Genomic DNA, 19,237 nt, shown 5'->3' with positions numbered 1-19,237 from the left:
CCAGTTGAAAGGCACGGAAGGCTCCGGCGAGCTCGAGCGGCCCCGTGAAAACATCCTGGGCCCAGCGCGGGCCGCCCGCTGCCGACCCTCAGCTCCTCGGTGCCTGCAACTGCCCTACCGCGCCGAGGAAGATCTTCAGGGTCGCCTCCACCACCACACCGATCGGCGCCGAGTAACGGCTGCGCACCCAGGCCGCGGCGGCATGGATGGCCGAGCCGGCCAGCGCCGCACCGACCAGCGCCATCTCGCGCGGATCATGGGAAGCGATCGGCACGCCCGCACGCTCGAGGTACTCCATCATCAGTTCGGCGAACTCCCCCATGTGCCGGCTGTAGAGCTCGTCGACCCGCGGGCTGACGCCCAGCACTTCGCGGTGGGTCACCTGGGCGAACTGGGGATTGGTCATTGCCTCGAAGAAACAGGTCAGCCCCGCACGCAGGCGCAGCTCCACGCCACCCGCCGCCGCGTCCAGCACCTGGCTGAGGCGCTCGCGGTAATCGGCCATGAGCTGCTCGTAGCAGGCCACCAGCAGGTCCTCCATGGTCGTGAAGGACTCGTAGAAGTAGCGGTTGGTCAGGCCCGTCGCCGCCGTGAGGGTGCGCATGGTGGTGGCGTGGTAGCCCACGGTACCGAACAGCTCGATACCGGCCTCGATGAAGCGCTGCCGCCGCTGGGCGGCACGCTCGGCCACTGCCACACCGGAATAGGTGCGCTCCGCCGACGCATCGGCGGGGGAAGGTAATTCACTCATGGCGAAATCTTACTCCTTGACAACAAGCGTTGTCACACTCCAGAGTTAACTGACAACAACTGTTGTCACAACCATTCGTTGTCATGACCACTCGTTGTCATAACCAGGGTGCAACTCGATGACTAAAACAAAAAACCACGGCCCCGCTTCTGTCGACGTCCTGATCATCGGTGCCGGCATCTCCGGCATCGGTGCCGCCTACCACCTGCAGAAGGACTGCCCGACCCTCTCCTACACCATCATCGAGGCGCGCGCCGACCTGGGCGGTACCTGGGATCTGTTCCGCTATCCAGGCATCCGCTCCGACTCCGACCTCTTCACCTTCGGCTACGGCTTCAAGCCGTGGAAGGAGAACAAGGCTATTGCCGATGGTGCCTCGATCAAGGCCTACATCGCCGAAACCGCCCGCGAGAATGGCATTGACCGGAACATCCGCTTCCAGCATCGGGTGATCGACACCGACTGGTCGAGCGAACGGCAGCGCTGGCAGGTCACGGTCCGCCGTGAAGACAGCCACGAGACGCAGGTCATCGAGGCGCGCTGGATATTCACCGCCGCCGGCTACTACCGCTACGACCAGGGCTTCGCTCCCGACTTCCAGGACCAGGAGCAGTTCCAGGGACCGATTGTGCACCCCCAGCACTGGCCGGAGAACCTCGACTACCGCGGCAAGCGTGTAGTCGTCATCGGCAGCGGCGCCACGGCGGTGACCCTGATTCCATCGATGGCGGCGGAAGCCGCGCATATCACCATGCTGCAACGCACGCCGACCTATGTGCTGCCGGTGCCCGCGCAGGACCCGATCGCGCGCCGGCTTCGTCCGTGGCTGGGCGTCGACCTGGCGTTTGCCCTGACGCGCCGCTTCAACATCGCCAAACAACGCTGGGTCTACGCCTTCTGCCAGCGCTTCCCGAACAAGGCCCGCGAGATCATCCGCAAGCTGAACACCCGGATGCTACCGGAAGGCTACCCGGTGGACGTTCACTTCAACCCGCCCTACAACCCCTGGGAACAGCGCATGTGCGCAGTGCCCGGCGGCGATTTGTTCAAGGTGATCTCCTCGGGCAAGGCGTCGATCGTCACCGACCACATCGAGCGCTTCACCCCGACCGGCATCCAGCTTCGCTCGGGCGAGCACCTCGAAGCCGACCTGATCGTCACCGCCACCGGCCTGAACCTGCAGCCACTGGGCGGTATCCAGCCGAAGATCGACGGCCAGGTGGTGCCCCTGGCGCAGTGCGTCACCTACAAGGGCATGCTGCTCAGCGGCATCCCCAACTTCGCCATCGCCATCGGCTACACCTCCTCGTCCTGGACGCTGAAGATCGGCCTGCTGTGCGAACACTTCACGCGGCTGCTCGGCTACATGGAGAAGCGTGGCCATGAGGTCTGCACCCCCAGGGCCGACCCGTCGATGAAGACCGAACCGCTGCTGAACTTCGGTGCCGGCTACGTCCAGCGCTCCCTCGACAAACTGCCCCGGCAGGGCACCAAGCATCCCTGGTCCATGTCCTGGAGCTACGCTGCCGACGTGAAGGTGTTTCGCAAGGGGCGTATCGACGACCCTGCCCTGGAGTTCGTCTCCGCCAAGGTGGGAGGAGCGCACGCATGAGCCTGGCCCTGCACGAAGAACGCTTCGCGACACTGCCCAGCGGCCTGCGTCTCTGTTACTCGGAACACGGTAGCGAGACATCACCGGCCCTGGTGCTGATCGCAGGGCTCGGCCTGCAGATGGTGTATTGGCCTGCCGCACTGATCGACCGCCTGGTGGAGAGCGGCCTGCGGGTCATCTGCTTCGACAACCGCGACGCCGGGCGCTCCGGGCGCAGCTCGACGCCCCATCCAAGCCAGTTCCAGCAGTTACGCGGCAAGGCCCCGGATGCCTGCTATGGCCTCGAGCAGATGGCCGACGACACCGCCCAGTTGCTCGAACACCTGGGCATCGGCACCGCCCATCTGGTCGGCATGTCCATGGGCGGGATGATTGCCCAGACCCTCGCCTACCGCCATCCGGGCCGGGTGAAGTCGCTGGTGTCGATCTTCTCGACCACGGGCAACCGACGCGTCGGCCAGCCCGCCTACTCGACGCTCTGGCGCCTGTCGCGGGCCAAGGCGCCAACGTCGCGGGACGAAGCGATAGCCAGCTACAGCGCGATGATGAGCCACATCGGCGACGCCAACGCGCCGGACGCGCTGAGCCAATGGCAGGACTATTCCGCACTGGCCTGGGTGCGCAACGGAGAGCGCGCCGACGCGAGGGCGCTGTTCCGGCAGATCGGCGCGATCCTCCGGTCCGGCGACCGCACGGCCCACTTGCAAACCATCAGCGCGCCCAGCCTGGTGCTCCACGGGGACCGGGACCGGATGGTCCACCCCAGCGGCGGTGAAGCAACCGCCAGGGCGATTCCCCGCGCGACCCATCAGGTGATCCGTGGCATGCGCCACCAGATCGACTCGTACCAGGCGCATCAGCTCTCCCGCTTGATTGCCGACCACATCCAGCGTCACTCAGGACAACCATCATGAACCTCGATAATCAGGTTGCCGTGCTCACCGGGGCAGCCAGCGGCATCGGCCGCGCCCTTGCGGAGCAGCTAGCGGGAAAAGGCTGCCACCTGGCCCTGGTCGACCGCGACGAGGCCGGCCTGCGCGAGACCCTCGCCCGCCTCCCCCGCACCGGCCGCCACGTCAGCCTGCATGTGCTCGACCTCGCGCAACGGGATGCCGTTCGCACGCTCCCGGAACAGGTACTGCAGGAGCACCCGACAGTCCACCTGGTGATCAACAATGCCGGCGTTGCCGTCGGTGGCAGCTTCGACCGGGTGAGCGAGGAAGACTTCGACTGGCTCATGGCGATCAACTTCCAGGCCGTCGTCGACATCACCCGCGGCTTCCTGCCGGTGCTCCAGCGCAACGGCGCCCGCGGCAAGTTCGTCAACGTGTCCAGCCTCTACGGCCTGGTTTCCCCGCCCGGCCAGGCCGCCTACAGCGCGAGCAAATTCGCCGTGCGCGGCTTCAGCAACTCCTTGCGCCATGAATTGCGAGGCAGCAGCGTGGACATGATGGTCGTCCACCCGGGCGGCATCGCCACCTCCATCGCCACCAACGCCAAGGCCCCGAAGGACATCGACCCGGCCGAGGTCGAACGCCAGCGCAAGGAAATGAACCGCCTGCTGCGCATGCCGCCCTCCAAGGCGGCAGGCATCATCCTCAACGGCATCGAGAAAGACCGCGCACGGGTCATCGTCGGCATTGATGCGCTGATCCTCTCGATCATCGAGCGACTGGTGCCAGTGAACTACTGGGGCATCGTCGAGCGGCTGATGAATCAGCGCGGTCGAGCAAGGTAAAAGCCCCTCACCCGCCGGGCAATTCCGAGGCCGGCCCTGCTGGCCTCTTTGCTCCGCACCGCTGCCGGCGCTCACCTCAGGTCTGGCGGACTTCCTGCGAGCATCGGGTAATCTTTGGCCCCCCATGACCTCGACTGTGCGAGGTCCGCTGCGCCGGCCAGGAAAGGATTGGAATACGAACAGCAAGGGCACCGAGCCTGAAGTGGCGACGAGTGGGACGGCACGAGCCTGCGGCCATCCGCTGGCGCGCCGAGTATGATCAGGTTCCGCAAACTTCAGCGAGCCCCGACCGTGAGCAGCCCTCTTCCCTTCGGCACAGACGATGCCTCCTACCAGGCCGCTGGCGGCATCGACGGCCTACGCCGCCTGGTCGATGACTTCTACCGGTTGATGGATGAACTTCCGGATGCGGCCGAGCTGCGCCGCATGCATCCGGAGAACCTGGAACAGTCTCGCGACAAACTGGCTTGCTTCCTCAGTGGCTGGCTGGGCGGCCCCAGACTGTTCAGTGAAAAGTACGGCTCCATCTCCATCCCGTCCTTCCACGCCCAGTGGCCGATCGATGAATCCCGCAGTGCCGCCTGGCTGGGCTGCATGGAGCACGCCATTGCCCTACAGCCCTTCTCGCAGGAGTTCGCCGACTACCTGCTGACGCAGCTGCGTGTGCCAGCGCGGCGGGTAGTACAGGCGAGCCAGGCGCGGCACAGCTGAGCTACCTGCACCGCCTGCCGGACCGTTGCCCAGCCAAGATGTCTTCGCCCGATGTCTGCCCGCCGCGCCAGACGGAGACCACGCATAAGCCGACCCCGGAATGTACGCTGGCGGACGGCTCGAACCGCCAGCTTGGCTCCGGCGCTACTTGACCTTCACCACATCATCCGGCTTCCACGTCTGGTCGTAGAAGGCATCCTCGCTGCCGTACAGGCGCAGCGCCACGAGGAAGTTGCGCCCCGGTATGGTCTGGATGAACGCCGAGTCGGCCACATCAGCCGGTTTCTCCGGACCAAACCAGACTTCGATGGAGCCATCCTGCTGTTTGGGGATGTCGTAATAACCGTTGGTGGACGGCAGCAGCTGCTTGGTTTCAGGCATGGTGCCATCGGTAATGTTGTAAGCCGTCACCGCCCAGAATAGCGCCGCCGGTGGATTGGGCGGCAGGCGCAGCTTGTAGGTGCTGCCGCCCTCGAGGAACTTGCCGTCCTTGTCGCGTCCGGTGAAGGGGTATTTCGAGCCGGCACCGGTGGTATGCATCACCATCGCCGGTGCCGAGGAGTAGGCGAACTGGAAGAAATTGGCACGCTGGCTCACGTCCAGGTAGCTGGCCTGCATCCAGTCATTGGTGCCGCCGGCCCAGGTGTTTTCGTACTGGCGGTCCTTGTAGTAGAGGTTGCGCTTGTCCTCGCGACCGAGCTGGCGGTTCGCGAGGATCATTTTCGGCGCGGTCTCCACGGCCTTCTTCAGCAGCTCTTCCTGCTTCGCCGTAGGCTTGAAAGGCTCGCCCTTGATGATGCCGATGGACGCCAGCACGCCGCGCAGCTCGGGGTCGATGGCCTCGACCGGCTCGTAGTCGACGAAGGCCTTGAGCTTGGTCCAGTAAGTGTTGTCCACCGGGTACATCATGTTCAACGCCTTGCCGCTGGCATCCGGGAACTCCATGGGCTTGACGTCCTTCTCCACCGTGAACAGCGGGTAGACGCGGGTCAGCTCGGCATTCTTCACCGCCGGTGCTGGATCAGGCTTGCCCACGCCCTTGGCCATCACGGTGCGGAAGAACAGGAAGACGTTATAGGTGCGTGACTTGACCGCAAAGTACCCGCTCGGCACCGGCCCGTTGTAGTCCGGCGGCAGCAGCAGATACAGGCCGCCGCGCGCCCGGTCCGGCCCTACCGCGCCGACGTCCGTCAGCGTGCGCTGGAAGAAGTCGGTGAACATGCCGATGACGTTGGCCGGCGCCTTCACTACCAGCGGCCCGGTCTGTTTCAGGTCCAGGTAGCTCATGGAATAGATCACGTCGGCGTTGGGCGTGGGCACCATGGTCCGAGCATCCATGCGCTGCTTCCAGATCGGCAGCACGTTGTAGCCCGCACCGAAGGCTTTTTCCGAGCCGTCCTTCATACCTATGGTGTTGAGCGCCGGGAGCATGGTCATGTAGGCGAACACTGCGCGCTGGTAATACAGCTCATCGCGCAGAGTTTCTGCCTCCTTGGGGTCGAGCCAATTGCCGTTGTTGATCTGCTTGATCAACGGCGAAGCGGGCGCTTGATCCGCCGCCTGAACCGCTGGCGAACACATGAGCGCAATGGCCAGGGCGGACAGCGCGAACACTTGGTGCATGGAACCCATTGATCAGTCTCCTGAAGATGAGCGGCGATGCTCGTCGCACCGCCGGGGAGCATTGCAGCGGAAGGCTTACTTGATCTTCTTGATGACCGGCGGTTGCCAGCTGCCATCGAGGATCGGTGCCTTGCCCCAGTACGAGCGGATGTACAGCGAGATCGGCTCCCTGGGCGAGGGCAACCAGTTGCTCTCCTGGTCCTTGCCGGGCGATATCGGGCCGATATGGATCGTCAGCGAACCGTCGGCATTGCGCTTGAGGTTCTTGTTCTTGGTGCCCAGGGAGTAGCGATTGAGCTTGTTGGTGCTGAACAGGTGCTTTTCGTTGTACAGCGTCAGAGACCAGAAGCCGTTCACCGGGGGCTCCTGACCGGCGGCGAAGGTCACTTCGTAGCTGTGTGCACCATTGAGCGGAGCGCCGGTCTTGTCGAAGTCGGTGTAGAAGTACTGGGTCTCGGTGGGACGATTGTCGAACATGTTCGACTTCGCCGTACCGGTGCGGTTGAAGTAATCGACGCCGAACTGCGCGTTGTTGGTCGAGCGATTCCAGCCGTTGCCCGCCGGGCGCCCGTTGTGTTTCCACTCGAAGAACGGCTTGATGATTTCCTTTTCACTCTCCACCGCCGTCTGCACCAGCACTTTCTTCAGCTCCGGGTCCTTGGCAGCGGCGTCCATCAGCAGACGGAACTGGCCGTAGAGGGCTTCTTCACCCGGTAGTGGCGGCACCATCTCCAGCACTTTGGGGAACTGGTCGAAGAACTTCTCCGGGATCACCCACTTGGTTTCCCCACCACTGGCCTTGGCTGCCTTCGGGTTGGGGATGTCCGGGGTGTTCTTCCAGTTGATGCTCTTCATCTTCCCGTCGAAGTCTTTCAACGGGTAGAAGGCGATCTGATTGAGCTTCTCCTGGATCGCCGCGCGGTCCTCGACGGTGTCGTCCATGAAGATACGCGGGATGGCATTGGTCAGCGCCGTGGGACTGCGGATGATGGCCTCCACGCCATTGGGCTTGTCGCCCTTCCAGTTCGGCCCCACCAGCAGGTAGAAGCCGGGCTTGCTGCCATAGGGTTTGCCCAGTTCTCCGACCTGTTCGGTGCGCTGGTCATAGATCGAGTAGACCCAGAAGCGATCGCCGAAATCCGGCACCTGGATAATCACCGGCTCCTCGTCCAGGGAAAAGAAACCCAGCCCGTAGACCACATCCTGGTTTGGGCAGGTGACGAAGGTTTCTGCCGGTGTGATGTAGTCGTGCAGCATGCCCAACTGACCACGCGGGGCCACCGGCAGGATGCCACCCAGCAGACCCGGATGAGGCGCCTGGGTAATGGTGTCGTTGCGGTTGAGCATGTTCACCATCGGCCAGCCCCAGAGGTACGCCATGCGTGCAATGGCTTTGGCGTACTCGGGATGCATTACAACGCCCGTGGCGGGTTGCGTAATCTGCGCGACGGCGGACTGCTCGACGGCATGAACCACCGGCACGCCGATGGAAATGCCCAGGGCGGCGATGGAAAGCAGTTTCAGCGGGTGCGGCATCGTCGACTTCCTTGCGTTGTGAATGCGCTAAGGAGGCGAACCTGTGAACTGCGGTGGCGTTCGAATGACGCACACGCTCAACATTCCGGGCTCCATGGATTACGGAGTCTAGATCGCGTCTGGAGCTCCACAAGCAAGTGCTTTCGATAGTCCGCCTGGAGCGAAAGCGGACTCCTGCAGACGACAGCCTTCGACTCGGAAAAGCCGGCAGAATCTGCTGCCGCCGGCTATCAACGGCTCCCGCTGCACAACACCTCCGAGCATGGCTGGCAAGCGCTAAAGAATCCCGCGCGAAACGGCGAGCCAGCCCGGTGGCGAGTCACCGCCTGCTGAACTGCTCTTCAATTTCAGCCTTGCATTTGAGCAACGCGACTTTGATTTCTGCGAGGCTTCGTTCAAACCTCACAGAGGGCACCGCAACCGAGATCGCATACATTTCGTCGGTTCCACACACCAGTACAACACCGAGGCCGCAGACCCCTTCCGCGTGCTCCTGTCGATCCAGGGCTACTCCCCCGCTGCTCCGTATGACTGTCAGTTCTTCCATCAAGCGCGGCATGTCGGTGATGGTGTGCTCGGTGCAAGCATCGAGCGCATGGTCAAGCAGGCTGCCAACCTGCCCATCGTCCATCGCACCGAGCATCGCCTTCCCATGAGCGGTGGCGTGAATGGGAAACGCCGCGCCGACCGCCGAGACGACCCGCAGCTCTCGGTCCGAGGAGTGCTGGTAGACCGACAAGGCGTGAGCGCCGCGATATACCGACAGGTCCACGGTCTCGCGCAATCGCTTTGACGCCGAATCCACGAAAGGAGCCGCAATCGCCACCACATCCGTATGAATGGATGCGGCCAGGCGCGTGATAGCCGGTCCGAGACGAACCCCTGCCGCGCCAGAAACCACGAACCCCTGCGCTTCAAGCGCCCCCACCAGTCGCTGGACCGTGCTTTTCGGCAACCCTGCGCGCTTTGCGATCTCTCCCAGACTCAGCCCCGACGTCTGCCCCTCGAGGGCCTCCAGAACCGCTACAGCCCGGGCAACCACCTGCTTGCCGCCAAGATCCGCTGTCGATTGATCGGACACTTCTCTCCCTCCCTTGACACCAGGAAAACTCACTGCGAGACTCTGCACCGTACCATTAGATGATACAGTCGTATCACTGAATGGAACGAAATGATGTTTCGAACTTCTATGGCCAGACGAGCCCGGCTGGCTCCGCCTGAAGCTCTGGAGGATTTTCTCCCAGAGCCTCGGTCGGACGCCAATCCAACAGGTGCTCTCCCCTGTGCAGCCGCGCCTGAACAACAGAATCGGTAAAACATCCGCGACTCTCTACCCGAGGAATGACTGATGAAACTGCATGAAGTAGCACCTCTGCTGCAGCCCGCCCCGCTAAAACTGGAGATGGGCTACGAGCGTTTTGACGATGGCGTTGTCCACATCGCCTGCCGTACCGACATGCACAACTGCACCGGCGAGATGTTCGAATGGTGGTTCCGCTCCCGCCCGGACACCGAGCGCTATACCTGGTGGCATCCCATCGACCACGTTTCCAGCAAGTGGAGCGAAGCGGTGGAAGGCACCCACATCGGCTCGATTCACCATGCCGAAGAATTCTTCACCGGATTACCCTCCCAGCGCCTGGCCATTCAGTTCCGCGACCCGGCCGAGTTCTTCCAATCCGCTGACTATGACCTTGCCAGAAAGGAGCAACGCATCAGTGCAGCCGTCTGCGGTCGTGTGGGTCTTGACCCTGATCCGGCACGAGGCCCGCAGGGGGAAATCCTCGGTGGACGACTGCTCCATATGGGCCGTGATACCGAATGGGGACTGGTGCTGCGCAGCCACTTCTACATGGGACAAGACCTGGTAGCCGCGGGGATGTCTGCGGCAGAAATCGAGGAATTGTTCCCCGACGCATTCGCCGAGGCCTTGCTCATGCATTGCTACAACGAGTTCGTGTTCCTGTCGCGCTTCCTCCGGTCACTGTACATCGGCACCCACCGCGACGCCCTGGAGATCAGAGCCCCCTGGTAGGCATACCGGGCTGCACTTTCTCAATGCCCTGCAGGTTGCACTGTCCCGAAAGGCGACCTGTATCCACGGACACAAATCGGCTCCAGAGCAGCAGATTCACGGGCCCTGAACATCAGGAGCCAGGCCGGTGCTCGCCTGGTCCTAATGAAATTCATCTACAGAGTGGTAACACTGCGATGCCCCACATAAGCCGCTTCGGAGGGTATGTATTGCTGGCGGTCGCCTGCCTCACCATCATGGTGGGCTGCGTGATAGTGCCGGGTCTGACGAGTATCAGCCGTGCCCTGGGAGCAGAAGGCCTGGCCAGCTGGCTGGTGACCGTCCCGTCTCTGGGGGTCGTTCTGTTCGGCCCGATCATGGCCAGGCTCCTCGGGAAGACAGGCTTGAGGAATGGCCTGCGGATCGGCCTGCTCGCCTATGGCGCGCTGGGTGTCGCTGGCATATTCCTGCACTCGCCATGGGTACTGCTGGCAGACCGACTCCTGCTCGGTGGTGCAACCGCTCTGATCATGGCTTCAGGGACGGGGCTGATCTCGCTGTTCTACAGCGGCCATCAGCGTTTGAGCATGATCGCCAGGCAAGGGATGTCCATCGAGTTGGGTGGCGTGATTTTTCTGTTTGTGGGCGGACTGCTTGCCACAGCTGGATGGCAGTATCCATTTCTGCTGTACCTCCTAGCCTGGGTACTGCTGGTGGGAGTCGAGTTCAGCGTGCCCTCGCCCCTCGCAACCGACGATATGCGCAGCAGCCAGACAACGCCGCGTATTTCAGCCGCCCTGTGGACGGTATACACGGCCGCTGCAATATCCATGATCGTATTCTTCAGTGCGATCATCAGCCTGCCGAAACAGCTCCACACTATCGGCTTGAATGAAGCTGGCGTGGGCTACTTCCTGTCGTTCGTATCGCTCGTCGCCGTAGGAGCGGCAGCGGTCATGCCGCATTCTTCGGCTCGGTACGGAGAAGTCGCCACCCTGGTTCGCGCCTTCATCTTCTACGGCATTGCTCACCTGCTGTTCCTGCTGAGCGACACCCTGGAACTCTATGTCCTTGCTGGTGTGTCACTCGGATGCGGGTTCGGCCTCTCCATCCCGCTCGTCAACCACATGACGATTGAGCTGACCCACGAGCGCGAACGGGGCCACATGCTGGCCTACCTGTCGATGGCCATATTCCTAGGACAGTTTCTTTCCTCCCTTCTGGAGCTCGCTCCAGGCGGTGGCAAGGCTCTCTATGGCGTAGCGGCATTTCTCGCGGTGATTACCGCTGTCAGCCTTGCGGTGCGGCACTGTCAGCATCGAAGAGCCTAGTCAGGTGAAACCGCCTCAATTGTTGAAGCGAACCCGTTCTGCCAGCTTTCACCCCAATCAGGCGCCGACAAAAGAGCGGCGCCTGGTCAGTGCAGTTCTCGGCCAGAAGCGGACGGCTGCCACCGACCAGCTGAAAGCTGAGCTTTACTCCATTCGCCCACTTGGAAATCGCGAACCCGGAGACCAGATGGACTTCCTCGAAGACTTCATACTCAACCATCTTGCACACCGCATTGGTGTCCGAGTACTGCGCTTACTGAGCGGTGGCCGGTTCAGGGGAGAAAACGGCTTTGCCTGGGGTTGGGCAGTCGTTGTCGGTGCTTTGATTCTGTTCGCCCCGTTGGTAGCGTTCATTACCTGGCTGATACATCGCAGCGCCCATTGAGCGAGCGTCCGCTATGGGTCGGTAACCGCCTCTTGCCAGGGGCAGTCATCGGCCATTAGCAGACGCTCAAAGTACGGCTTCGGGGCGTCACGGAGACTTGAATGCCAGGATGGTACGACGTGCGATTTCGATGATCTCGTCTTTCGCAAACAGCTCCCCCGTTATCACTCCACGAAAGAATAATGGTGAGCAAGCAAGCTCCAGAAACTGCCGTGAGTTCGTTCCAGCCGGCAGCTCACCACGCTCAACTGCGCGCTCGACGAGTAGGCCACTTAAGGCATAGCGCTCAGACCAGAATTGAGCACGCATGCGTTCCATAGCCTCTGTCTTCCTGCCTTGGGTGATGATCGACTGGATGAGGCCCGATATCAGTGGCGATGCTAGTGCTATTTGTATCGAGAGGAGCAGCGAGCTCAAATCACCATGCAGGGTGCCTGTGTCTGGCAGCGGCACATCTTCCTGCATGCGGAGCAAGCAAATATCGCGAACAAGCTCCGCTTTAGTCGGCCAGCGACGGTAGACCGTGGTCTTGTTCACCCCTGCTCGAGCAGCTACCAGAGGCAGCTCCAGGCGCTCATATCCACCCTCCTCAAGGATCTCCAGCGTAGCGGCGTAGACAGCTGAAACCACACCAGTTGCCCGACCTCCGGGACGCTTGCGTTTGCCCTCGCCTTCTACCTGCTCAACGCTGCTCATCCATATCCCCTTGCTGAGCTTTGCTTTATGGCAACGATTGTTGCATTAGCAGCTAGCTAGAAAAAGCGCGGTTGGGCTGCCCGATCTCCAGAGTGTGTGGCAGGTAGCAGGCCGCTGCCATGTCCCTCAATGCATCCATTTCTGACCGCTGGCCTTTGCCGGCAGCCAGCAGTCCTGATGCTAGTAGTTTACATGCTCATTAAACGCAACTAGAGTTGCTTTATTGGCAGCAACAGGCGACGCCACTATCTCGCGCCCAAGGGCCGTGGGGCACGACTGCCCAGAGTCGTACTAGACAAAGCAGAGCAGGTGAACATGGCTATCCACATCAGAACGTTTATCGGTGGGCGCGAGATATCTCGCCAGCAGGTGATGGAGTGGGAGCGCCGCAGGGCTTTGGTCGTGCTCAAGAAACTGGGGGGGCAGCCTTTGGGTAATGAAGACCTGAAGACCCTTAATCAGCAGGTGCTGGATCGAAAACTCATGCTGGGGTCGGACGGCATTCGGCGGCTGCTTCAGAATGAGCTGGCCTTGTCTCAGCCTGTAGCGAATTTCGTCGCTCGTATTTCGTGCGGCTTTCGTCGCTATAGCGTTACCGAACTGCTGGTGGATCGTGGCTCAGCAAGGGAGTTCGTTGATTGGTTTATCCAGCGAAATGAACTCAATGACGAGACCACGATGCTAGCCGCCTCTCCCGATCACTACGTGATTCAAAAGAATGCCGATGGCGCCCAAGAGGTAATCGAAACTACTGGCGGATCACCGCTAGTGGGTAAGTTCATGATTGATTACCTGGATCTCTCCAGCCTTCGCTCATCGCCCGACTCTCGCTATCCCTATCAAGCAGCTGGCGTGGCCAGATCAGAAGATGGCCTCGCTCTCGGTGGGGTACGCCATCAGTTCAGAGACGAAGGTTTTGGCTTTCGGGCCAAACTGCTGGTCGAGTTCCCGATGATGATTATGCCGGGAGCTGTTTCCACGCATCGTTGGCATCTCGCAGGTGAATTCTCAAACTGGATTGAGGCTGCTTTTGCCTCACGATCTTCCTGACCTCCTTGAGTCAGCAGAACTAGCCAAGGCCCCCTGAAACTGACTACCGGCCATACACTTTCCGGCGCCTACCACAACACCGCCCTGCACATTCTCGGCGGCGGCGCGACATGGCGGGTTAAGGCTTCGTGAGTGTCCGCTATGGTTCGATAGCGGCCTCGCGCCAGGGACAGCCATCGGTCCATAACGAACATCGGAGCGATGCCAACTCAATAGCGCACCGAGCGCTGCACTCCGCGCCCAGCCGATTTCTCGCTACAGCGAATCGCCTTTCTGCGTCAGCAGACAAGTCCTCACCGAGCGTCGCTCGTGACCTCGACAAGGATTTTGCCGATCACCGCAGCGGACTCCATTGCCTTTTGGGCGTCGACAATCTGATCCAGGCGCACCCTCGTCCCGACTTCGGGCACATAGGCTGCTGCCTTGATGTCACTCGGATTCAGCCCCAAGACGACAACGCGTCTTCGCACTCCCCCCCTGCCCGGGACAGGTTCAGCAACCTCCCCTACCTCGAGTACGTCCCGGGTGCTGCCCTGTACCTGGTAGAAGGCTGCCTTCATCGTTGTTTTTCCTTGGGCGCCCGAATGATTGGCCGCTGCAGTTGATGGCGACTGGTCAACTGTTCAGCGACATGGGTTTATCGCCGCCAGCCGGCACCCCAAAGAGCTTGCGCACCCCGTTGAGAAAGGCGCCATAAGGCCGGCCCAGAACGAGCATCATCACGGCTGCGCCGAGCGTGCCTCGCAACAGGCCCGCCCCTGAAGCACCACTACTGGCGATGATTGCCGCATAGATCGGCACCTGGAAACTCAGCAGAGCGAGACTGTCCCACAACAATCTGGACATCCGGCGATCAGTGGCTCGCTTCATCACCCAATCCCTCCATAGTCCGTATGGCCTCGCGACGGGAACCATCAGCAGCGCCCCCAGGATCCGGGCGTGAAGCACCTGGTCCCACGCCATGCCGGCAAGGAATCGTTCATTGATGATCCCGGTGGTGGTGAAAAACAGGATCAGCGCAGTGGTGTCGGCAATGAATGCGGTTTGACGCTTTTGCCATGGCGAGCGTTGAAGCAAGTCACCCCTCCTGTTCCGGTCTTGCCAAGCTGCGAGTCACCTATCCGGCAAACAGGTCCTTGACCAACAGCACATCAACCCGATGCACCTGGGCTGGATAGGCAAGAATCTCGTTCATCCGGGACCTGTCGCGGAAAATGTCCCCACCGCCCCCGGCAACATGCGCGTCGCGCCCCGCAATACTCGGGAATGCCTCGAATATGCCGAAGGTAGTCGCTGAATAACGGACACCAAACCAGGGCCCTGTCGCGGGCTCACCAAGTACGCATCCATGGATGTCACGCAGCATCTGGATAACGGCTTCCTCTTTGCCTGGACGCGCCTCGATGTGGATGTAGAAAGCCTTTGGCCCTTCGTCGCCATTCTCACCAAGCACTTCGACACCTCGATGGAGCTGGCCGCCGCTGGAATACTCGTTGCCCCGAACCAGGCCCGGTGATGTGACGAGGCTTTCTCCGGGGAAGCAGGGAGCTTTAGGGTCTGACATTGCCTTATCCTCCAAGTGCAGATTCGTGTTCCTGATCACCAGGAGTCTCTGTTCGTCGTCAACGGAGAACAATTGCGATCTCGACAAGTGCCTTTCGGAAAGTGAAAGGTTCAGCGATGGATACAGGAGGTTCCCAGCATGCGGCTACCCTCGCTCAGGTCTCTTGAGGCGGCCCTGGCCGTCGCCCGCCTCGGCAGCCTTGCGGCGGCGGGTGACGAAATGGCTATGTCGGTACCGGCGCTGAGCCGACGCATTGCACAACTGGAGTCGGACCTGGAGGTGCGCCTCTTCGACCGAGTGCCCCGGGGGGTGGTTGTGACCCCGGCGGGCGAGGCTTTTCTGGCCCGAGTCGCCCCCGCACTCGCGGAACTTCGGCATGCCAGCCGTGACGCCAGAGGTGAGCATGATCATGTCGTGCGACTGTCGACAATTCCCACCTTCGCCACACGCTGGCTACTTCCCCGCCTCAGTCGCTTTGAACGCGAGAACACCGATATTGAAGTCGACGTTCAGACCTCAGCGGTTCTGGAAGACCTCGATGCCCGGAATCTGGATGCGGTCATCCGGCTATCGAAGGCAGCAACCGCTCCCACAGGCCCTGCACTCGCGATTCACCTCTACCCTGTCTGGAGCCCGGATCACATCAGCGACATAACCGACACTGCGGATCTTCTGCGACACCGTTTACTGGGACCGAACCATCGTCCGGAATTCTGGGCGGAGTGGCTGAACGCACATCAGCTTGAAAAGGAGGAGGTCCGCATCCGCCCTGTCGACTCCGCGCTGCTCTACGAGCGCGCCATGCGCGGGGATGGCGTTGCCATCGGCATAGAACCGTTGGTTACGCCATTGATCGAACAAGGGCGCCTGGTGGGCCTGACCGACCATCGACTCCGCTCCGGACGAGCGTTCCATTTGATTGAGCGCAGCGGCCAGCTCTCAAGATCGGCGCAACGCGTACTGTCGTGGTTACGCTATGAGTTCGCGCATCAATCACCGTGACGGCCTGCTGCTTCAGCAACTTGACCCGAGCCACGAACCATCGCGGACATCCAACCGACTGCCGGGATGGTTCGAAATGGCAGATCCGCGCAAACCTGAACCCATCGGGCAAAACACAAGCGTTCAAAAAAATCGCAACGATCCAATATGCGCGTCGATCCAGTACGCACACTGGCAGCTGTTACCGACTAACAGGAGCCTATCGATGGCCGTTGCACATGCCGCCCCTGGCAAGACCCTGCTCAACCCCTCCGATCACACCCTGATCATGATCGACCACCAGTCGCAGATGGCTTTCGCCACCCAGTCCATCGACGCAGTGACCCTGCGCAACAACGCAGCCCTGGTGTCCAAGGCGGCCAAGGAATTCGGCGTCTCCACCATCCTCACCACCGTCGCCGAGAAGAGTTTCTCCGGCCCGATGTTCGACGAGATCAAGTCGGTCTTCCCCGACCACAACGTCATCGACCGCACCAGCATGAACACCTGGGAAGACCCGCGCATCGCCGTGGAAGTGAACAGGTTCGGCAAGCAGAAGATCGTCCTCGCCGGCCTCTGGACCTCCGTGTGCATCGTCGGCCCAGCCCTGTCGGCCATTGACCAGGGCTTCGAGGTCTACGTGATCGCCGACGCCTGCGGCGACGTCTCCACCGAAGCCCACGAGATGGCGATGCAACGAATGATCCAACTGGGCGCCCGTCCCATGACCTCCGTGCAATACCTGCTGGAGCTGCAGCGTGACTGGGCTCGCGGCGAAACCTACAACCAGACCGTCAAGACCGCCATCGAGAACGGCGGCGCCTACGGCCTGGGCCTGATCTACGCCAAGTCCATGTTCAACGCCAGCGAAGGCCACTGACGGCCGCCTGCACTCACCCGGGGGCGGCTCCCACTTTCCGGAAGTAAGCCCCCTCACCCCTCAGCTGCTCCTTCTGGTCGTCCGCCATGGCGCGCTCCAACAGTGTCATCGCCTGTAAAACCCTCTTGCGCGAGCTGACCGTACTGGACAGCCACTGGGTGTCCGACAGCGGCAGCTTTGAACGCCAGGCGCCAGTGGCGATTGCGCTGCCGCCGGACTTGTCGCCGATGGCCAGGTTCTCCAGCGACTGCAGGCTCAGCCGCGGAGTGCTGTTCTCCAATGCGCAGGCGTCTGAGCCGCGCAAGGCCACAGTCACGAGCCAGAGCGGCGCTCGGGCAGGCTGATGAGTGGCTTCCAGGGCCTCTGGAGCGCCCTGGGTTGTTCGGCTTCGCCTTCTGTAACCGCCCGTAGGCTCCGAGCCCGCTCATCTCCCCGCCAGCCCGTGCGCCGGCGAACCCACTATCCTTGCCCTCGGCCCCACCAGCAGAGCTTGCCGGAGCGAATCTCTCGATGTCCCCACCTCCCGCGTCCCAGTCCTACTCCATCCAGCGCAACCGCAACCTTGCGCCGGACCCACAGCAAGTGCTTGAGATTCCCGGCAGCGATGGTTTCGCCATCATCGTGCAACTGCAGGACTTCCCCGCACACCGTTTGTGGCGCGGTAGCCAGCTCGCCTACAACGGCGGGCACCGCCAGGGAAGCAGCTCCATCGCCAACCTGGGCGCGGAGTTGCGCTGCCAGCATATGGCGGCCTATGACAATGTGCGCCTGGGCCTGCCGCGCAGCAGCCTGGATGAGTTGTTCCGCGAGGAAGGCATCCGCGGCCACGCGAACCTGAACAGTGCCCAGGACATCCTCGACCCGGTGATCTATCACCTGGCCCAGGCCCTGCTACCAACGCTGGAGCGGCCGGCCGAGGGCAACCGGCTATTCATCGACCAGGTCATGCTCGCCCTGGCCCTGCACATCGGCCCTCGCTACGGCAACGCCAGCCAGCCCACGAGAGGCCACACGGGCCTGACACCCTGGCAGTTGCGCCGGGCCAAGGAACTGCTGGCACACCACCTGACCGACGGTCTTTCGCTGGAGCAGTTGGCGCGGGAGTGTTCCCTGTCGCGCAGCCACTTCAGCCGGGCTTTTCGCCAGAGCACGGGGGTCAATCCCCAGGACTGGCGCCTGCAGATGCGCGTGGACAAGGCCAAGGAACTGCTACTGCATTCCGACCTGGAGCTGGCCCGGATCAGCCAGGACTGCGGCTTCGCCGACCAGTCGCACATGTCACGAGTTTTCCAGCGTGTAACGGGATCACCGCCAGCACGCTGGCGGCGTGCCAGTCGTTTCGCGCGTGATTGCCCGACTGACCAATAGCCGACACAGACGCTACGCGATAACCGACGCAACGGTTTTGCCCTTCCCGGAGACGGACTCAAATGGATGAGGCCGATTCTGCCCCCACCACGAGGTAACACTCGCGGCATGTGCATCATTGGCACTGGGTATCCACCATGATCCTGCCGTGATGGTCCGCGCTCTGGCGCTCAACCTCCCGCAGGATGCGGCCTCCTGCCAGGGGCGGGTATCGGCCAGGAGCGGACGGTGAAACTTCAACCCGCAAACCTTTACAATCAGCTTAATTTTTTCTAGTTCTCGATCCGAAAAAATGAACACATACAAAGAAGAAAATCGGAAGCGGCTCATACAGCTCATTGATCAGGTTTCTTTTGAAAAGGAGCCTGAGGGATGGACTCATGTCACGACAATGGCAGTTGGAGGGCTGGAGTCTGTAGGGTTTTCTCAGCTCGGCCCGTACCTATTAGTGGTGTCGAGCGCTGGGCGAGGCCTAATTGACTGCGAGACTGGCGAGAAAATAGCGCGCGATTACGAAGCCTACGCAGGGTTAAGCAAGGTAGGACTGCATTGCCAGGGAATCGGAGTGACTGCAGATGAACTGGTACCGCTTGGTGGAATTTCTGGAGGCGGCTTACCGCTTGGCAATAGCGCCGGGGACTGCTTGGAGGTGGTGCATCCAAATTGGCCTGAAAGCAACCTCATTCTCAGCAAGTCATTCAAAAGCCCACTCGTACCAGGCCATCAAACGGAATGCAGGATAATTTACGTCGAACATCTAAGGGCGTACGGATTTTCATGGTGTGGCAACTATATAGTTGCCGCCTGCGGTAGCGATCTTGACTTATGGTCTCGGAATTCAAAGCTGTAGGGGCGCGCTCTTTATACTGAGTTGATTTCCCTATTCAAGAAATCCACTTCTGGGCGAATCTGTTACCGGCAGCAATCGGCCAGAAGTGGACGTGCATATAGTTAATGCACGACAAATGGCTTAGATGAAGCGAGGTATTGATACGTG

The 19,237-nt window shown here is 61.4% G+C and carries 20 protein-coding genes; 12 read left to right on the top strand and 8 right to left on the bottom strand.

All coding sequences use genetic code 11. From position 1 onward, the window contains the following. Positions 1 to 88 precede the first annotated feature (88 nt). The gene (locus tag FAS41_RS22695; protein WP_138525661.1) at positions 89 to 751 is read right to left on the bottom strand and encodes a TetR/AcrR family transcriptional regulator; all 663 of its coding nucleotides are present in this window, start codon (positions 749 to 751) and stop codon (positions 89 to 91) included. Between the two features lie 118 nt (positions 752 to 869). Here FAS41_RS22695 and FAS41_RS22690 point away from each other — a divergent pair, with 118 nt between their 5' ends. The 4 genes from FAS41_RS22690 to FAS41_RS22675 all read left to right on the top strand — a co-directional run bounded on the left by FAS41_RS22690 (position 870) and on the right by FAS41_RS22675 (position 4,812). After that, complete coding sequence (locus FAS41_RS22690) at positions 870 to 2,363, top strand: flavin-containing monooxygenase (RefSeq protein ID WP_138525660.1); 1,494 nt, start codon at positions 870 to 872, stop codon at positions 2,361 to 2,363. After that, positions 2,360 to 3,277 carry an alpha/beta fold hydrolase gene (locus tag FAS41_RS22685; protein ID WP_138525659.1) on the top strand — a complete coding sequence of 306 codons (918 nt, stop codon included), beginning with the start codon at positions 2,360 to 2,362 and terminating at the stop codon, positions 3,275 to 3,277. The genes FAS41_RS22690 and FAS41_RS22685 overlap by 4 nt, the downstream gene beginning before the upstream one ends. Continuing rightward, positions 3,274 to 4,101 (top strand): SDR family NAD(P)-dependent oxidoreductase, encoded by an 828-nt coding sequence (locus tag FAS41_RS22680; protein ID WP_138525658.1) that lies wholly within the window; start codon positions 3,274 to 3,276, stop codon positions 4,099 to 4,101. The genes FAS41_RS22685 and FAS41_RS22680 overlap by 4 nt, the downstream gene beginning before the upstream one ends. 255 nt (positions 4,102 to 4,356) lie before the next feature. Continuing rightward, a complete protein-coding gene (locus FAS41_RS22675; RefSeq protein WP_138525657.1) occupies positions 4,357 to 4,812 on the top strand; it encodes a group II truncated hemoglobin in 456 nt (151 codons plus the stop codon). A gap of 144 nt (positions 4,813 to 4,956) precedes the next feature. Here the strand turns inward: FAS41_RS22675 and FAS41_RS22670 are convergent, their stop codons facing one another. The 3 genes from FAS41_RS22670 to FAS41_RS22660 all read right to left on the bottom strand — a co-directional run bounded on the left by FAS41_RS22670 (position 4,957) and on the right by FAS41_RS22660 (position 9,052). Beyond that, complete coding sequence (locus tag FAS41_RS22670) at positions 4,957 to 6,444, bottom strand: DUF1254 domain-containing protein (protein WP_138525656.1); 1,488 nt, start codon at positions 6,442 to 6,444, stop codon at positions 4,957 to 4,959. Between the two features lie 66 nt (positions 6,445 to 6,510). Further along, complete coding sequence (locus FAS41_RS22665; protein WP_138525655.1) at positions 6,511 to 7,971, bottom strand: DUF1254 domain-containing protein; 1,461 nt, start codon at positions 7,969 to 7,971, stop codon at positions 6,511 to 6,513. A gap of 319 nt (positions 7,972 to 8,290) precedes the next feature. Next, a complete protein-coding gene (locus FAS41_RS22660; protein WP_138525654.1) occupies positions 8,291 to 9,052 on the bottom strand; it encodes an IclR family transcriptional regulator in 762 nt (253 codons plus the stop codon). A gap of 267 nt (positions 9,053 to 9,319) precedes the next feature. On the opposite strand from FAS41_RS22660, the gene FAS41_RS22655 reads away from it, so the two are divergent. The 3 genes from FAS41_RS22655 to FAS41_RS31200 all read left to right on the top strand — a co-directional run bounded on the left by FAS41_RS22655 (position 9,320) and on the right by FAS41_RS31200 (position 11,701). Further along, positions 9,320 to 10,006 (top strand): DAPG hydrolase family protein, encoded by a 687-nt coding sequence (locus tag FAS41_RS22655; RefSeq protein WP_138525653.1) that lies wholly within the window; start codon positions 9,320 to 9,322, stop codon positions 10,004 to 10,006. Positions 10,007 to 10,215: 209 nt separating this feature from the next. Continuing rightward, the gene (locus FAS41_RS22650) at positions 10,216 to 11,316 is read left to right on the top strand and encodes an MFS transporter (RefSeq protein ID WP_218939123.1); all 1,101 of its coding nucleotides are present in this window, start codon (positions 10,216 to 10,218) and stop codon (positions 11,314 to 11,316) included. Positions 11,317 to 11,320: 4 nt separating this feature from the next. Then, positions 11,321 to 11,701: a hypothetical protein gene (locus FAS41_RS31200; RefSeq protein WP_246084921.1), complete on the top strand. Its 381-nt coding sequence runs from the start codon at positions 11,321 to 11,323 to the stop codon at positions 11,699 to 11,701. Positions 11,702 to 11,788: 87 nt separating this feature from the next. Here FAS41_RS31200 and FAS41_RS22640 read toward each other — a convergent pair whose 3' ends face one another. After that, positions 11,789 to 12,397 carry a TetR/AcrR family transcriptional regulator gene (locus FAS41_RS22640; protein WP_138525651.1) on the bottom strand — a complete coding sequence of 203 codons (609 nt, stop codon included), beginning with the start codon at positions 12,395 to 12,397 and terminating at the stop codon, positions 11,789 to 11,791. Between the two features lie 315 nt (positions 12,398 to 12,712). Between FAS41_RS22640 and FAS41_RS22635 the strand changes: the two genes are divergently transcribed. Next, positions 12,713 to 13,447 (top strand): hypothetical protein, encoded by a 735-nt coding sequence (locus FAS41_RS22635; RefSeq protein ID WP_138525650.1) that lies wholly within the window; start codon positions 12,713 to 12,715, stop codon positions 13,445 to 13,447. Between the two features lie 293 nt (positions 13,448 to 13,740). Here FAS41_RS22635 and FAS41_RS22630 read toward each other — a convergent pair whose 3' ends face one another. From FAS41_RS22630 to FAS41_RS22620, 3 genes are read right to left on the bottom strand one after another with little or no spacing between them, the layout of a single operon-like run. Continuing rightward, a complete protein-coding gene (locus tag FAS41_RS22630) occupies positions 13,741 to 14,007 on the bottom strand; it encodes a hypothetical protein (protein WP_138525649.1) in 267 nt (88 codons plus the stop codon). Between the two features lie 55 nt (positions 14,008 to 14,062). After that, a complete protein-coding gene (gene alaE, locus FAS41_RS22625; protein WP_138525648.1) occupies positions 14,063 to 14,524 on the bottom strand; it encodes an L-alanine exporter AlaE in 462 nt (153 codons plus the stop codon). A gap of 40 nt (positions 14,525 to 14,564) precedes the next feature. Continuing rightward, entirely contained in the window at positions 14,565 to 15,011 is a 447-nt protein-coding gene (locus FAS41_RS22620) for a putative quinol monooxygenase (protein ID WP_218939122.1), read from the bottom strand. A 138-nt stretch (positions 15,012 to 15,149) separates the two neighbouring features. Between FAS41_RS22620 and FAS41_RS22615 the strand changes: the two genes are divergently transcribed. From FAS41_RS22615 to FAS41_RS22600, 4 genes are all read left to right on the top strand, one after another. Further along, the gene (locus tag FAS41_RS22615; protein ID WP_138525647.1) at positions 15,150 to 16,013 is read left to right on the top strand and encodes a LysR substrate-binding domain-containing protein; all 864 of its coding nucleotides are present in this window, start codon (positions 15,150 to 15,152) and stop codon (positions 16,011 to 16,013) included. Between the two features lie 205 nt (positions 16,014 to 16,218). After that, positions 16,219 to 16,872, top strand: coding sequence for a hydrolase (locus tag FAS41_RS22610; protein WP_138525646.1), 654 nt, complete (start codon positions 16,219 to 16,221; stop codon positions 16,870 to 16,872). Between the two features lie 86 nt (positions 16,873 to 16,958). Beyond that, positions 16,959 to 17,216, top strand: coding sequence for a hypothetical protein (locus tag FAS41_RS22605; protein WP_138525645.1), 258 nt, complete (start codon positions 16,959 to 16,961; stop codon positions 17,214 to 17,216). A gap of 166 nt (positions 17,217 to 17,382) precedes the next feature. Continuing rightward, positions 17,383 to 18,240: a helix-turn-helix domain-containing protein gene (locus FAS41_RS22600; protein ID WP_138525644.1), complete on the top strand. Its 858-nt coding sequence runs from the start codon at positions 17,383 to 17,385 to the stop codon at positions 18,238 to 18,240. The last annotated feature ends 997 nt before the right edge of the window (positions 18,241 to 19,237 follow it).

The sequence above is a fragment of the Pseudomonas nicosulfuronedens genome (assembly GCF_005877905.1).
GTDB classification, from domain to species: Bacteria; Pseudomonadota; Gammaproteobacteria; order Pseudomonadales; family Pseudomonadaceae; genus Pseudomonas; species Pseudomonas nicosulfuronedens.
The sequence above is the reverse complement of the archived record's forward strand: the minus strand, read 5'-3'. Positions and strand labels throughout refer to the sequence as shown.

Coding starts and splice junctions, on each gene's coding strand:
- FAS41_RS22695 (WP_138525661.1), bottom strand. CDS start 751: ATGAGTGAATTACCTTCCCCCGCCGATGCGTCGGCGGAGCGCACCTAT.
- FAS41_RS22690 (WP_138525660.1), top strand. CDS start 870: ATGACTAAAACAAAAAACCACGGCCCCGCTTCTGTCGACGTCCTGATC.
- FAS41_RS22685 (WP_138525659.1), top strand. CDS start 2,360: ATGAGCCTGGCCCTGCACGAAGAACGCTTCGCGACACTGCCCAGCGGC.
- FAS41_RS22680 (WP_138525658.1), top strand. CDS start 3,274: ATGAACCTCGATAATCAGGTTGCCGTGCTCACCGGGGCAGCCAGCGGC.
- FAS41_RS22675 (WP_138525657.1), top strand. CDS start 4,357: ATGATCAGGTTCCGCAAACTTCAGCGAGCCCCGACCGTGAGCAGCCCT.
- FAS41_RS22670 (WP_138525656.1), bottom strand. CDS start 6,444: ATGGGTTCCATGCACCAAGTGTTCGCGCTGTCCGCCCTGGCCATTGCG.
- FAS41_RS22665 (WP_138525655.1), bottom strand. CDS start 7,971: ATGCCGCACCCGCTGAAACTGCTTTCCATCGCCGCCCTGGGCATTTCC.
- FAS41_RS22655 (WP_138525653.1), top strand. CDS start 9,320: ATGAAACTGCATGAAGTAGCACCTCTGCTGCAGCCCGCCCCGCTAAAA.
- FAS41_RS22640 (WP_138525651.1), bottom strand. CDS start 12,397: ATGAGCAGCGTTGAGCAGGTAGAAGGCGAGGGCAAACGCAAGCGTCCC.
- FAS41_RS22635 (WP_138525650.1), top strand. CDS start 12,713: ATGGCTATCCACATCAGAACGTTTATCGGTGGGCGCGAGATATCTCGC.
- FAS41_RS22630 (WP_138525649.1), bottom strand. CDS start 14,007: ATGAAGGCAGCCTTCTACCAGGTACAGGGCAGCACCCGGGACGTACTC.
- FAS41_RS22620 (WP_218939122.1), bottom strand. CDS start 15,011: ATGTCAGACCCTAAAGCTCCCTGCTTCCCCGGAGAAAGCCTCGTCACA.
- FAS41_RS22615 (WP_138525647.1), top strand. CDS start 15,150: ATGCGGCTACCCTCGCTCAGGTCTCTTGAGGCGGCCCTGGCCGTCGCC.
- FAS41_RS22610 (WP_138525646.1), top strand. CDS start 16,219: ATGGCCGTTGCACATGCCGCCCCTGGCAAGACCCTGCTCAACCCCTCC.
- FAS41_RS22605 (WP_138525645.1), top strand. CDS start 16,959: ATGGCGCGCTCCAACAGTGTCATCGCCTGTAAAACCCTCTTGCGCGAG.
- FAS41_RS22600 (WP_138525644.1), top strand. CDS start 17,383: ATGTCCCCACCTCCCGCGTCCCAGTCCTACTCCATCCAGCGCAACCGC.